The sequence below is a fragment of the Halorubrum rarum genome, assembly GCF_048380895.1.
Taxonomy (GTDB): Archaea; Halobacteriota; Halobacteria; order Halobacteriales; family Haloferacaceae; genus Halorubrum.
This window is the reverse complement of the sequence record NZ_JBLWMN010000002.1, coordinates 157,847-171,410: the sequence shown is the minus strand read 5'-3', so window position 1 is coordinate 171,410 and position 13,564 is coordinate 157,847. Positions and strand designations below refer to the sequence as shown.

The window sequence follows — 13,564 nt, the reverse complement described above, 5'->3', positions numbered from 1 at the left end:
ATCCCCGAACCATCCCCGAACACCCGCATGAGTGACCGTCCGACCTTCGAGAGATGGGGCCGTGGAAGCCGGCTGTACCGTCGCTACACCGAGAACGCGACGACGCTGCTCGAAACCGACGAGGCGGTGCGACGAGCCCACGAGAAGTGGCTCCGGTTCTTCGTCGCGAGCCATGGGGACGTCCTCACGGATCTTCCGGGCGAGGCTCCGGAGGTCGAACTGTTCGTCGACTCGCTGTATTTCGATCTCGTCGTCGACCGGCTTCTCGAGTTCGCGGAGCGGACGTTCGGGTTCGCGCTCGCCAACCGGGAGCCGCGCGCCAACACCGACGCGCTCTCCGTTCGGTTCCGGCCGCTCCACGAGCGCGTCGTCGACCTCGACGCGGTCACGGAGGAGCTCGAGGCGCACCTCTCTGCGGATGCGCTCCGTGCGGCCGACGCCGACGCTATCCGGTCCCTTTACGAGTCGATCGTCCCGCGAGAGATCCGGCTCGAACTCGGCGAGTACTACACGCCTCGGGGAGTCGCCGAGCTCGCCGTCGGTGCGATGGACGTCGATACCTTTTCACTGGGGGCGGACGCCGGCGCGTTCGATGGCGGGGCGGACGCCGGCGCGACGGTCGAGGACCACACTGCCACGACCGGCGTCTCGTTTCTCGATCCCGGCTGTGGCTCCGGCGTGTTCCTCTCGGTCTGTATCGATCGCCTGCTCGCCGCGACGCCGGAGTCGACCGATCCGGCCGACGTCGTGTCCCGGATCACGTCGTCGGTGGCCGGTATCGATCTGAACCCGGTCGCGGTGACGAGCGCGAAGCTCGCCTACGTGCTGGCGCTGCTGCCGGCCCTCAAACGGGCGGACGCTGACGCCGTCGAGATTCCGGTGTTCCTGACCGACGCGCTCGGGATCACGTGCGAGGAACCGATGACGTTCCGCGGCGAGCCGTTCGAGCCGTCGGTGACCCATCTCGTCGGTAACCCGCCGTGGATCACGTGGGGACGGCTCCCGGACGCGGTCAAGCGTCGGTGGCGCGAGACATACGTCGACCGACTGGACCTGTTTCCGCACGACGGGATCGAGTCGCGGCTGGGACACGCCAACGACGACGTCTCCGTGCCGTTCGTCTGGGTCTGCATCGACCGCTATCTGCGCGAGGGCGGGCAGGCCAGCTTCGTGTTGAAACGCAACCTCTCGAAGGGGCCGGCTGGCACTCTGTTCCGAACGCTCGCGGTCGGCGACCGCTCGCTCGACGTGACGCACGTCCACGACTTCAACGATCTCCACCCGTTCGGCGACCAGGTCAACGCGAACGCCGCCGTGTACACGCTGGCTGCGGACGCTCACTCGACGTTTCCGATCGACACGACCTCGTGGACGCCGGCGTGTCCGAACCTCGCGGAGAGCGGCGGACGTCCCGAATGCACTGTCTCTTCCGGCGAGACCGCCCCCGACAAGGCCGCCCCCGACGAGACCGCCCCCGACGAGACCGCCCCCGACGAGACCGCCCCCGACAAGACCGTCCCCGACTTCTCGGACGCGTCGGCCGTTCGGGCGACGCTGACCGCGGCGGACACCGAGCTCCTGCCGCTCGATCCGGACGACGACGCCTCCACGTGGGTCAGACGGGACGCGGAGCGCGCCGCGCTCGGCGCGTGTGACCACGACGTGCGACACGGCGTGAAAGACGACGCACAGGACGTGTTCTCGATCGACCGCGAGACGCTCTCGGAGCTGGAGCCGGACCTCGTATATCCGTACATCAAATCGCGACACGTCGTGAAGTACGGCCTGTTCGGTCACGAGCTTCGGCTCGTTCCGATCCGGAAGGTCGACGAGGACAACGAGGCCGAGCTGCGGGCCGGATTCCCGAACACGTACGAGTACCTCTCCGATCGCCGAGAGGCGCTCGCGGCTCGGTCGTCGTCGTGGCTCCAACAGGGGCCGTTCTACAACGTGTTCGGGCTCGGTGAGTACACGTGGGCCGACTACAAGGTCGTGTGGTGCCGGCTCGGGTTCAAACCGCACTTCGCGGTCGTATCGACCGTCGACGACGAGGACCTCGGCACGAAGCAGGTCGTGCCCGGCGACCACTTCATGTTCATCGCGACGGACGACGAGCGGGAGGCGCACTTCCTCTGTGCGCTGTTGAACTCCGCGGTCTACCAGCGGTCCCTGACCGCGATCGCGTCGGACGGGAAAGCCAGCCTCTCGAAGGCGGTCGTCTCCGAACTCCGACTCCCGGAATGGCGGGAGACGGCGGACGCCAGGCGGCTCGCGGAGCTCTCCGTGCGAGCCCACGGGATCGTCCCCGAACACACGGACACGAGCAAGCGGGCCTACAACGGGACCACGATCGACGAACTGGAGCGCGTCCAAGCGGAGATCGACCGGATCGTCGAGCGGCTGGTAGCCGACGACACGACGTTCCTGTGAGCGCCCCGCCGAACGCCAGCGGCTGAGCCGCGATCGCCGAACGCCAGCGATTTGACTCGCCGTCGCGGACCGACGGGTATGACCGACGATTCCGACGTCGACACCGTCGACACGCTCGTCGAGACGGTTCACGCGCGGGGCCACGAGAACGTCACGGCCGAGCACGCGAGCACGTTCGAGTTCACGACCGACGACTGGCTCACGCCGGCCGGCGACTGCATTCTCGCGGTCGACGCCGACCGGACGCCCCGCGAGTTCGATCCGGCGTTCAAGGCGGCGTGCCGGAACGCGGACGCGACGATCACGGCGACGATCGTCGTCGAGGGGACTGACGGGACCCACGAGGCGACGATCGCCGGCCGTGGCGATCCCGACCTGACGCTCCTCGACGATCGGACGATGGTCGGCCGCACCAGCGAGTACACCGACGACGAGCGGACGATCCTCGTCGACGCCGATGCGGCCGCGGTCGATCTCGACCGTGACCTCGTCGCTGCGCTCGCCGACGGTGCGGCCGCGACGCTCCGGCTCGAAGTCGATCTCCCGTAACTGGCAGCGACCTAGGCGTTGCGGTCGACGAACGTCTGGTACTTCAGGTCGTCCTCGCGGATCTCCTCGACGATCCGCTCGACTATCACCTCGCGTGGACGATGGAGTCCGGAGACGCGGTCGGAGAGGGCCTCGAAGCTCTCGAAGGGGCCCCGCTTGCGCTCGTCGAGAACGTTGTTCCGGAGCTTCTTGCCGATCCCCGGCAGGAGGTTGAGCTGGTGGAGCCGAAGGGTCATCGGCCCCGCCTCGTTATAGAAGTCGACGAAGCGCCGCTCCTCGGCGTCGACGATATCGCTGACCGCGTACTCGATCTCGGCGGCCGCGTTCCGGGTAAGGTCGTCGAACTCGACCGCCCGGTACCGGGTCACGTCGTCGTTGTCGTCGAGCGGGATCCGGTCGCTCACGGCGAGGTCAGCCTCGTCGGAGAGCGCGAGTTCGTACAGGAGAAACGAGTCGGTTTCGAGCCCGTACGCGATCGGGGACTTCTGGTAGTTCGGCCGATCGTCGTCCGGTCGCCCGTTCGGGAGCACGTCGAGTAAGACGACCGAGGACCGCTCGTCACCGGCGGCCGCCGAGTCGTCGGTCGAACCCGACTCGTCCACGTCGTCGGGCCCCTCCGCGGTCGCGTCGGCCTCGTTATCGCTCATACTCTCGTGTACGCGTCTCGACGGTTAAAAACCGATGCCGCGAACAGTGCCGACACGCCGTCGCCGAGACGCCACGTCGCCGTCGATCCGGCGACGGTTCGGCGTCGTCAGGCGTATTTGGCGACGACGTTCAACACGTCGTCGAGCTCGTCGCCGGACAGCGAGTACCGTTCCTGGGCGAAGACGGCCCGGAGCTCCGTGCGGTCCTCCGGAAGCAAGTCCGTGATCTTGATCGCGGTCGGTACGTCTATCTGGTCGAACTCGGCGAGCTCCTCGACCAGCTCTCGCGACTCCTCGGCGTCGAGGAATGCGAAGCGGTTGACGTGTTCGATGGCGCGGGCCAGTTCGTAGCGCAACTCGCGCTCCTCGTCGGCCGCACGCGCGTCCTCGATCTCGACGAGGACCTCCTTCGCCTCGGAGGTCGTTATGTACTCCTCGTCGATTTTTTCCTTGAATATCGTCATCTCAGTTCTGCTGTGCGCTCATGTGAGCGGCACGGACGATGAGCGTCTTCGTCTTGCCGCCGTCACCGATCTCTACTTTGAACGCCGCCCCCTGTTTCCCGACAACGGTACCGGTCCGGCCGTCGAAACGGGGGTGGAACCGACCGTCCTGCACGCTCGGGTCGATCTTGAGGTGGACCTGCGTCCCCTCGTCGAACTCCTGGATCGCACGCTGCGGCGGCGACGTACCGCGGTCTCGTGGCTTGTTGGACAGCTTGTCGCGGGTCGCCTTCTGGGGCCCATTGGAACTCGGCATAGTCGTGTGACCCCATTCCGCTGCCGCAGTTATAAATCGTGCGTTACGGTCCTCCGAGCGAGGACGTGTCCCACACGTTTCCGGTCGATCGCGGCCCGCCGATCATCTTTGTACGCTGCGGTTCCAACCGATCGTATGGCCGACGAGCCCGCGGAGAACATCAGCGGCGGCACGGACGGCGGCGGCGAGTTCGACGAGTTCGCCCCCGGCGAGAGCGACACCCGCGCGGAGGCGGTGGTCGATCGGCTCGGCGAGACGTACTGGCAGAAGGCGTACGGCGGACAGGACGGCTTCGAATGTCTCGTCCGGACGATCCTCTCACAGAACACCTCGGATACGGCGAGCCAGCCCGCACACGACTCGCTGATGGCGCGTTACGGACCCGCCGCGGGGCTCGCCGAGTCGCTCGCCGACGCCGACCGCGACGAACTGGCGGAGACGATCGCCTCGGCCGGCCTGTACAACCGGAAGTCAGAGGTGATCGGGAACGCCGCCGAGTGGGCGCTCGACGAGTTCGGTTCGACGAGCGCGTTCGACGGTTACGTCACCGAGTCGGACCCGATCGAGGTGCGCGAGACGCTGCTGTCGGTCGACGGCGTCGGGCCGAAGACCGCCGACTGCGTCCTGCTGTTCGCCGGCGGCCGCGGCGGCGTCTTTCCCGTCGACACCCACGTCCATCGGATCGCCCGGCGGATGGGTCTCGCGCCGGCCGACGCCGACCACGAGACGGTCCGCGAGGCGATCGAGGCCGCGGTTCCGCCGGAGAAGTGCGGCTTCGGCCACACCGCGATGATCCAGTTCGGTCGCGAGTACTGCACTGCCCGGAAGCCGGCCTGCCTCGACGGACCCGAGGCGTGTCCCCTATACGATCTGTGTGACCGCGTCGGGATCGACGAGATCGACGGCGAGTTCGTCGATCCCGCGATGGACTGAGTCGGCCGCCCTCACGGGTCGCCATTGACCACGTCGATCCCGTCCGGTCCCACGAGGAGACGGTACTCGTCTCTGCCGGCCTCGACGGCGGTCTCGTGGACCGTCTCCTGTTCGGTGCCGACCAACACCTCGACGAACACGTCCGCGCGGTCGGCTCCACGAAAGAGGTCGTCCTCGACCCGAACGCTCTCGTCCGGATCGAGCGTCACCCGTTCCTGAAAGGAGACGATGTCTCCCTCCTCGAACCGGACGACGAAGGTTCGTTCGGCGTCGTATCGGCTCTCCACGACGAGCACCGCCTCGGTTCGGTCTCCGGTCGGCCCGATACAACCGGACACGACGGGGAAAGTCCCGCCGAGGAGACCGAGCAAACGACGTCGGTACACGATCCTCGGTGTCGGAGCCACGACCAAGTGTCTTCGGGGAAGTGTCTTCGGGGCGGTGTGGGTCGCTCCGGCGGTGACCGTCACCGCGCGGCCGACGGCGGCCTGACGCCGCTCAACACGGGACTGTCCCGGCCGCCGCCGACACCGGCGGGCGGTCCTCGGCGTAGCTCGACTCGTCGATCGCGCCGTCGAACATCGGAAGCCGGAGTTCGTAGGTGTACAGGAGGTCGAACGCGGCGAACGGGTTCACGCCGGTCGCGACCAGTCCCGCTCGGCTCAGCCGGACGCCCGCGGCGAGCGTCACGATCCGGTCGTCGCCGAGCGTGCCGGCCAGTTCGACGCCGAACTCGCCGCCGTTGTCGGGATCGGTCACCACGGAGAGATGGACGACCGAATCGATCGTGGCCGGTGGGTCGCCGATCACGAGCGGATACCCCTCGCCCGCGAAACACTGCGTGATCGGCTCGACCGTCGCTCCGTCGCCCTCGTCGCCCGGGTCGCTTCCGGCGACGGTGGCCGGGTCGCTCGCGACCGCAACGCCGCTTACGACTCCTGCCATCAGCAGGACTCCGGCGAGGCCGATCGCGATCCAGCGCCCCCGCGACGACTGCGTCATCGACTCGACCGAGGCGGGTCGGTAACATAACTCCGGCGGGCGGGTTCTCCGTTCTGATACGCGGCGGCAACGCGACGTTCACGCGGGAGCGATGCGCGCACGCCTCGTTCGTTCACTCGTCGTCGAGGAGCCTCTCCACGAGAAGGCCCTCGACGAGCAGCTCCGCGGACGCCTCGTTCGTCGCCAGCGGGACGTCCTTCACGTCACAGACGCGCAACAGCGCGGAGATGTCCGGTTCGTGCGGCTGTGCAGTCAGGGGATCACGCAGGAACACAACGCCGTGTATTCGGTCGTTCGCGATCATCGCGCCGATCTGGAGGTCACCGCCGAGCGGTCCCGACGACTGCCGGTTCACCGTCAGTCCCGTCTCGTCGGCGATACGCGTTCCCGTCGTCCCGGTCGTGATCAGCTCACACTCCTCGAGGACGTCGGCGTACGTCTCCACGAACTCGACCATCTCGTCTTTCAACTCGTCGTGTGCGATGAGCGCGATGCGCATACACGGCTATCCCGGCGACGGCGCTTAAAAGGTCACGCGGCCGTGCTTATTTAAACCGGAACGTCTCCAGGTTCTTCGGGGCGAACGTCCGCATGTTGTAGTCGTGGTACAGCGCGGACGAGAGGTCCTGGACGGAGCGTTCGTCGCCGTGGACACACAGCACCTTCTCGGGGCGGGGGTTCATCGTCTTCACGAAGTTCTCGAGCCCCTGTCGGTCGGCGTGACCGGAGAAGCCGTCGACGGTCTCCGTGCCCATCTCAAGCTGGAGGGTGTCGCCGCGGCCGCCGTTGCCCCAGTCGGAGATCGGGATCTCGTCCCACCCGTTCTGGATCCGACGACCGAGCGTCCCCTGTGCCTGGTAGCCGACGAACACGAGGTTCGACTTCGGGTCGGGGCCGATGTGACGGAGCCACGACATGATCGGGCCGCCCTCGATCATCCCGGACGTCGAGAGGACGATACACTGGTCGCCGTCGGCGACCTCCTGCCGTTCGTCCTCGCCGGCGTCGATGTGGTTGAACTCGTCGGCGAGGAACGGGTTCTCGTCCTCGTGGAAGATCCGCTCTTGCAGGTCGTCACGAAGGTACTCGGGGTACGTCGTGTGGATCGCCGTCGCCTCCCATATCATCCCGTCGAGGTGGACGGGCATCGACGGGATGTCGCCGTTTCGCATCGCCTCCTCCAACACGAGCATGATCTCCTGTGAGCGGCCGACCGCGAACGCGGGTATGAGGACCTTGCCGCCCTGCTCGTACGTCTCGTTGATGACGCGTTTGAGCGCCTCCTCGGAGTCGTCCTGGTCGGTCTGGTAGTCGTTTCGGCCGCCGTACGTGGACTCCAACACGAGCGTCTCGACGCGCGGGAAGTCGTTGACTGCGCCGTTGAACAGCCGCGTGTCCTCGTAGTGAATGTCGCCGGAGAAGGCGACGTTGTAGAGGCCGTCGCCGATGTGGAAATGCGTCACCGCGCTACCGAGGATATGCCCCGCGTTGTGGAAGGTGAGCTTGATGTCCGGCGCGATGTCCGTCACGTCGCCGTACTCCAGCGGGATCGTGTGTTTGATCGTCTCCCGGACCTGTGCGGACTCGTACGGTGGCGTCCGCCCCTCCTTGGCGGCGACGTCGAGGTAATCGAGCGTGAGCAGTCCCATCAGGTCGCGGCTCGGCTCGGTCGTGTACACCGGCCCGTCGTAGCCGTACTTGAAGATGAGCGGCAGGAGCGCGGAGTGATCGAGGTGGGCGTGGGTCAACACGACGGCGTCGAGCGTGGCCGCGCCCGCGCCGAGCGCTTCGGGGACTTGGAGGTACGGCACCTCTCCTTCGGCTCCGGGCTTGTCCCCGCAGTCGATGAGGATCCGAGTTTCCGGCGTCGAGAGGATGAACGCGGCGCGTCCGACCTCGCGACAGCAGCCGAGCGTCGTGATCCGGACCCACTCGTCGTCGGACATCTCCTCGCGGTGGATCTGACGACCGACGCGTTCGAGGATATCGCGGCGCTCCTCGCGCTCGTTTTTCAGGAAGCTCCGGACGTTCGAGACGGTCGACGACTCGATCGGCGGCGTCCGCACGACCTCCGGGGTCCATCCGACTTTCTTCGTGATCTCCCGGAGCGTTGAGCCGCGTCGGCCGATCACCATCCCCGGCTTCTGGGCCTCGATGACGACCTCGCCGGTGTCCTCGTGGAAGTCGAGGTCGGTCACGCCCGCCTCCTCGGGGATCACGGACCGAACCTGCGCTTCCGCCTGGTTCGGCGGGGACAGCGAGGCCGGGTCCGGGCGGATCGTGATCCGTTTCCGGAGCTTGGACGCGAGCCGCCGGATCAGGTCGCCGTCGCCGGCGAACCGCTTGGGATCGCGGGTGTATACGACCAGCTCCGGACCCTCGTACTTGACGTCCGTAACCGTGATGTCGTTCGGGATCTCCTGTTCGATCTCGTCTTTCAGATTCTCGAGTTGCTTATCGACTTGACTCATATCTCACTGCGGGCCGTGGATGCCGACGTCGACGGCGAAGCGCCGATTCGCGTGACGATCCGGGACTCGTCGTCGAACGGTCGACCGTGACGGAGTAGGCATAGTGGAAGTACTGTCCGTAGTTGATGCCGTGCGGGAACAGCCAGCGAAAACCCGCTTGGATGAACGTAATCCCCGGTTGTTATAAAAGCCTTCGCAAAACGCAAGCCTCGGCGCTCCCAACTCGGCCGCATGCACGTCACCCCCGACGTCGTCGCCGAGGAACACGGATGGGTCCGCGACCGAGCCGCCGTCGTCGTCCCGATCCTCAACGACACCCGGTCTCGGCTCGGAGACCTGTTCGACACGGAGGTCGACGCCGTCGACGCGGAGACGTATCGCCGGGAGGTCGATGTCGTCTTCGCGGACGGCGAGGTCGCCGTCAACGTGGCCGGATACGCTCGTCTGCTCCGTGAGCTCGACGTCGAGAACGACTACCCCGGGTTCGTCGTCGACGAGGTCCTCGGCCGCGAGCTCGCCGCGACGATCGCGGGGGGACAGCCCCTCTCGCTGCTCGCACAGGCGACCTTTCACGTCGCGGACGTCCACGTCGACGGCGACGCGACCGCCGAGGGAGCCGGGACGGCGGGTGCCGACGACCTCGACGCGGCGCTCGCCGCCGGGTTCCAGACGCGCCTCCCCGGGTGGGACTGGCGGGAGGGAGAGAGTCCGTTCGCGGTCGATCCGGACCGGACCCTCAGCGGATGAACTTCCCGACGGCGTCGAACAGCGCGTCGCGAACCGAGTCCGGGAGGAACCGCGCGAGCACGCCGACCCGGGCGACCGTTCCCGGCTGCACGCGGGCGGGCGGTTTCGTCGCGCTCGCCGCGTTGAGGATCTCCTCGGCGACCAGCTCCGGTTCGACGGATCCGGGACCGTCACCGCCGACCGTCTGCGTGTCCTCGAACAGCGCGTAGAAGTCGTCGTACGCGCCGGACCGCTCGATCCCGTCCACCTCCCCGGGATCCGTCGCCCGCTCCGCCCGCGTCGAGAAGTTCGTTTTCACCGGTCCCGGCTGGACGACGACCACGTCGATCCCGAACTCCCGGACCTCGTTGCGGAGCGCGTCGGACATCGCCTCGATCGCGAACTTCGAGCCACAGTAGACGCCGCCGCCGGGGAACGACACCCGTCCGGCGACGGACGAGACGTTGATGATCGTTCCGTCGCGCTCGCGGCGCATCCCCGGGAGAACCGCCCTGATAAGGCGATGAGGGCCGTACACGTTGACGTCGAACTGCTCGTGGACTCGATCGGTCGTCACGTCCTCCATCGGGCCGAACTGGCCGTACCCGGCGTTGTTGACGAGAGCGTCGATCGCGCCCTCCTCGTCGAGGATCCGGTCGACGACTCGATCGACGTCGTCGGGATCGGTGACGTCGAGCGTCGCCAGCTCACAGCCCTGCTCGCCGAGCGTCTGGATGTCCGCCGGATTGCGGGCGGTGGCGTACACCGTCCACCCTTCGTCGTTGAACGCGCGGGCGGCGGCGCGGCCGATACCGGACGAACAGCCGGTGATGAGTACCGTCTTCTGCACGTCTCCGCCGTCGGTCGCCGTCGGCATAACTCTCCCGACCGACGCCGCTCGACTGCGTCGACGACGTGGTCCGACGGCGTCTGCAAGGTGTTTCCCGAGCGAGAACGGGACGGGCCGGGACCGGTCCCTAGTCGTCGGGTTTCGGACGGACGAGGTCCGCCAGCGCCACGAGTACGCCGAGGAACCAGCCGAGCGGGACGGAGATGCCGACCCACATCAGCACGTACCCCAGCCCGGGCAGTCCCCACTGCTCGCCGAACGTCTCCAGATCGAACGCGCCGCGGAGCGTGTCGTTGATCCCTCCGACGGCGAGGAACGTGTCGAGGATCCAGCGGGCGAGATCGTAGCTCGGCGGGAGGATGAGCTGTTCGAGCGACGGGGTCACCAGCGCGGCGACGACCGGCGGGAGGAAGATCGCGGTCATCGCGAACGGGTACGCGAACAGGACGCTCACGAAGCGCCCACCGACCTTCGAGAAGCCCGCCGCGAGCGCCGCGGAGACGATCGCCACGACGCTTGCAGCGCCGACCGCGATCACGTCGTCGAACGGGAGTTGCAGGTGCGTCACCAGGGTGAGCGAGCCCCACAGAACGGTCGCGACGAGCACTGCGCCGACGACGCCGAAGCGCGCGACCGCGGAGTCGAGCTTCGCGGCGTAAAAACGGGTGGCGAATCCGACGAGCAAAAGCGGATACGTGACTGCCACTAGCGGGGCCCCGAGTGCGGCCCACAGGTAGTACGCGATCGTTTCTGGCGTCGTCTCCGGCCGCCATTTCCCCAACACCGTGCTCGGATCGAGCTGTCTCGGGAAGACGAGCTCCATCCACGTTTCGTGGAGACGGACGACGTCGAGAAGTAGCGCCTCCAGCAGTCCTATCTGCCCTCGTCGTTCCATCCTCCACAACTCACAGGCGCGGTGACGTGAACTTTGTGCCTTTGTCCCGGCCGTCAGACGTGCGTCGTCGGTCGTCTCCCGTCGTCGGCCGGGCGGTTCCTCCGTCGTCGGCCGGGCGGTTCCTCCGTCGTCGGCCGGGCGGTTCCTCCGTCGTCGGCCGAACGGTTCCGAACCGTTCAATGCGGGCGACGCGCAGTTCCGCACATGGGAACGCCGCACGCCGACCGGGAGGCACAGGTCGCCGAGGTCCTCGACCGACTGTACGAGGAGTACCCCGATTCGACGATCTCGCTGAACTACTCGAACCGCCTCGAACTGCTGATCGCCGTGATCCTCTCGGCGCAGTGCACCGACGAGCGCGTGAACTCGGTCTGTGCGGAGCTGTTCGAGACGTATCGCACGCCCGAGGAGTACGCGAACGCACCACAGGAGGAGCTCGCGGAGGCGATAAACTCCATCACCTACTACAACAACAAGGCGACGTACATCCGCTCGGCGTGTGCCGACATCGCCGAGAAACACGACGGCGACGTCCCGGACACGATGTCCGAACTCACCGATCTGGCGGGAGTCGGCCGAAAGACCGCGAACGTCGTCCTCCAGCACGGACACGACGTCGTAGAGGGGATCGTCGTCGACACGCACGTCCAGCGCATCTCGCGCCGACTCGGGATCACCGAGGAGACGCGCCCGAAGGCGATCGAGACGGACCTTCTCGATATCGTCCCCGAGGACGACTGGCAGCAGTACACCCACCTGTTCATCGACCACGGCCGCGCGACGTGTACCGCGATCAACCCGGACTGTTCCGACTGCGTGTTGGAGGACCTGTGTCCCTCCTCGAAGCTCGACTCCGCGGTCGACCTCGCGAGCGGCGAGGAGTGGTAAGCGGGCGATGAGCGGTAAGCGGGCGATGAGCGGTAAGCGGGCGATGAGCGGTAAGCGGGTGAGGAGCGGTAAGCGGGTGAGGAGCGGTAAGCGGGTGAGGAGCGATAAGCGGGTGAGGAGCGATAAGCGGGCGGGAAACGGTAAGCGGACGGCGTCGACGTCCGCGTCGACGTCACGACGCGCCGGGTCGTCTCACTTCTCGATGATGCTCTCCTCGACGGCCTCGCCGAAGTGTCGCGCCACGTCCTCGTAGTAGACGAGCACCTCGTCGCCGACGTTGAGGTCGGTGACGGCGGTGCGTCCCTCGCTGGTCGCGACCTTCACCGTCTCGGCGTTCTGGATGAGCGTCTCGATGCGGTCGATCCCGTCGTCCGTCTCCACCTCGGCCTGGAGCCGGAACATCGGGCGCTTCTCGATCTTCACGCGACCGACGATCGCCTCGCGGGTGTGTCCCGCGGTGTCGACGATCTGCACCTCGTCGCCGCTCGACAGCTCCGCGAGGTAGTTCGTCCCGCCCTCGGCGTTGCGGACGTACGCGTGAACCGCGCCCGCGTTCACGCGGAACGGCCGCGACTCGACGTACGGCGACTCGGCGGTCTCGGCGTGGACGAAAAAGAGCCCGCGCGACATCGATCCGACGAGCATCCCCTCGTCGTCGTCCATCAGCGAGCCGGTGTCGATACAGACGCGGTCGGCCATCCCGGTCCGTTCGACCGCCGTTACCTCCGCGTGGCGGAGATCGAGCGTCTCCCGGTCGGCGGCGTCGCGCGCGTCGACCGCACCGCGGATCTCGTCGGGGTCGTCGGCGTCGAGCAGCACGCCGTCCGCGCCGATCTCCAGCGTTTCGAACGCCGTCCGGGCCTCCGCCGCCGTCGTCGCACCCGCGATCAGGTGCGTCTCGTCGCCGACGCGCGCGATGAGGTTCTCCAAGGGGATGATCGACCAGTCCTCGCCGACGATCACGGTGTAGTCGGCGTCCTCCGCGGCCGCCTCCGCGAACGCCTCGTACTCCGTCCCGAGCACGCGGACGTACGCGCCCTGTGCGCGGTCGTCGCGTCGGCGGAGCGTGGTGAGGTCCGCGGAGCCGGACAGGTCGTCCGGCATGTCGATCGTACCGTCCCCCTCGCCGTCCTTGCCGACGAAGTAGGCGTCCGCCTCGGCGTCCTCGCCGTCGCCGTCGACGACGTCCGCCTCCGAGCGGAACGCGGCGACGTTCACGTCTCCCAGTTCGCGGACCCGTCCGACGTCGCCCTCGTCGACGAGTACCCAGTCGGCTCCGGCCTCGATCGCCGTCGTGACCCGTCGCTTCCGCGTCTCCCAGTCGCCGACGCTCGCGTCGGCTTTGATCCAGACCGTGCGTGTCATTACCCGACGGTTGCGGCGACGCGGCTTGAAAACTGCGAAAGCCGCAGGG

15 protein-coding genes are annotated in these 13,564 nt (G+C 67.3%); 5 read left to right on the top strand and 10 right to left on the bottom strand.

The annotated features are described in order from the left end of the window. The first annotated feature begins 27 nt into the window (after positions 1-27). Positions 28-2,430 (top strand): DNA methyltransferase family protein, encoded by a 2,403-nt coding sequence (locus ACNSN7_RS02540; protein ID WP_418280418.1) that lies wholly within the window; start codon positions 28-30, stop codon positions 2,428-2,430. A gap of 78 nt (positions 2,431-2,508) precedes the next feature. Further along, positions 2,509-2,979 carry a DUF371 domain-containing protein gene (locus ACNSN7_RS02535; protein ID WP_418280417.1) on the top strand — a complete coding sequence of 157 codons (471 nt, stop codon included), beginning with the start codon at positions 2,509-2,511 and terminating at the stop codon, positions 2,977-2,979. An 11-nt stretch (positions 2,980-2,990) separates the two neighbouring features. On the opposite strand, the gene ACNSN7_RS02530 is transcribed toward ACNSN7_RS02535, so the two are convergent. From ACNSN7_RS02530 to ACNSN7_RS02520, 3 genes are all read right to left on the bottom strand, one after another. Next, positions 2,991-3,626: a DUF655 domain-containing protein gene (locus ACNSN7_RS02530; RefSeq protein WP_418280416.1), complete on the bottom strand. Its 636-nt coding sequence runs from the start codon at positions 3,624-3,626 to the stop codon at positions 2,991-2,993. Positions 3,627-3,733: 107 nt separating this feature from the next. Beyond that, positions 3,734-4,090 carry an RNA polymerase Rpb4 family protein gene (locus tag ACNSN7_RS02525; protein ID WP_418280414.1) on the bottom strand — a complete coding sequence of 119 codons (357 nt, stop codon included), beginning with the start codon at positions 4,088-4,090 and terminating at the stop codon, positions 3,734-3,736. A gap of 1 nt (position 4,091) precedes the next feature. Next, positions 4,092-4,385 (bottom strand): 50S ribosomal protein L21e, encoded by a 294-nt coding sequence (locus tag ACNSN7_RS02520; protein ID WP_418280412.1) that lies wholly within the window; start codon positions 4,383-4,385, stop codon positions 4,092-4,094. 135 nt (positions 4,386-4,520) lie between these two features. On the opposite strand from ACNSN7_RS02520, the gene ACNSN7_RS02515 reads away from it, so the two are divergent. Continuing rightward, a complete protein-coding gene (locus ACNSN7_RS02515) occupies positions 4,521-5,318 on the top strand; it encodes an endonuclease III domain-containing protein (RefSeq protein ID WP_418280411.1) in 798 nt (265 codons plus the stop codon). 11 nt (positions 5,319-5,329) lie between these two features. On the opposite strand, the gene ACNSN7_RS02510 is transcribed toward ACNSN7_RS02515, so the two are convergent. From ACNSN7_RS02510 to ACNSN7_RS02495, 4 genes are all read right to left on the bottom strand, one after another. After that, positions 5,330-5,656 carry a hypothetical protein gene (locus tag ACNSN7_RS02510; protein ID WP_418280410.1) on the bottom strand — a complete coding sequence of 109 codons (327 nt, stop codon included), beginning with the start codon at positions 5,654-5,656 and terminating at the stop codon, positions 5,330-5,332. 160 nt (positions 5,657-5,816) lie between these two features. Continuing rightward, positions 5,817-6,320 carry a DUF7332 family protein gene (locus tag ACNSN7_RS02505; RefSeq protein ID WP_418280409.1) on the bottom strand — a complete coding sequence of 168 codons (504 nt, stop codon included), beginning with the start codon at positions 6,318-6,320 and terminating at the stop codon, positions 5,817-5,819. Positions 6,321-6,432: 112 nt separating this feature from the next. Next, the gene (locus ACNSN7_RS02500; protein ID WP_418280407.1) at positions 6,433-6,819 is read right to left on the bottom strand and encodes a methylglyoxal synthase; all 387 of its coding nucleotides are present in this window, start codon (positions 6,817-6,819) and stop codon (positions 6,433-6,435) included. A 46-nt stretch (positions 6,820-6,865) separates the two neighbouring features. Next, complete coding sequence (locus tag ACNSN7_RS02495; RefSeq protein WP_418280406.1) at positions 6,866-8,791, bottom strand: beta-CASP ribonuclease aCPSF1; 1,926 nt, start codon at positions 8,789-8,791, stop codon at positions 6,866-6,868. A 231-nt stretch (positions 8,792-9,022) separates the two neighbouring features. Here ACNSN7_RS02495 and ACNSN7_RS02490 point away from each other — a divergent pair, with 231 nt between their 5' ends. Then, positions 9,023-9,538 carry a DUF7984 family protein gene (locus ACNSN7_RS02490; RefSeq protein ID WP_418280404.1) on the top strand — a complete coding sequence of 172 codons (516 nt, stop codon included), beginning with the start codon at positions 9,023-9,025 and terminating at the stop codon, positions 9,536-9,538. Here ACNSN7_RS02490 and ACNSN7_RS02485 read toward each other — a convergent pair. Then, positions 9,528-10,394: an SDR family oxidoreductase gene (locus ACNSN7_RS02485; RefSeq protein ID WP_418280403.1), complete on the bottom strand. Its 867-nt coding sequence runs from the start codon at positions 10,392-10,394 to the stop codon at positions 9,528-9,530. The genes ACNSN7_RS02490 and ACNSN7_RS02485 overlap by 11 nt on opposite strands. Positions 10,395-10,494: 100 nt before the next feature. Then, positions 10,495-11,235 carry a hypothetical protein gene (locus ACNSN7_RS02480; protein ID WP_418280587.1) on the bottom strand — a complete coding sequence of 247 codons (741 nt, stop codon included), beginning with the start codon at positions 11,233-11,235 and terminating at the stop codon, positions 10,495-10,497. A gap of 231 nt (positions 11,236-11,466) precedes the next feature. Here ACNSN7_RS02480 and nth point away from each other — a divergent pair, with 231 nt between their 5' ends. Then, positions 11,467-12,150 carry an endonuclease III gene (gene nth / locus ACNSN7_RS02475; protein ID WP_418280402.1) on the top strand — a complete coding sequence of 228 codons (684 nt, stop codon included), beginning with the start codon at positions 11,467-11,469 and terminating at the stop codon, positions 12,148-12,150. A 192-nt stretch (positions 12,151-12,342) separates the two neighbouring features. On the opposite strand, the gene ACNSN7_RS02470 is transcribed toward nth, so the two are convergent. Next, positions 12,343-13,515 (bottom strand): 3-dehydroquinate synthase II, encoded by a 1,173-nt coding sequence (locus ACNSN7_RS02470; RefSeq protein ID WP_418280401.1) that lies wholly within the window; start codon positions 13,513-13,515, stop codon positions 12,343-12,345. Between the last annotated feature and the right edge of the window lie 49 nt (positions 13,516-13,564).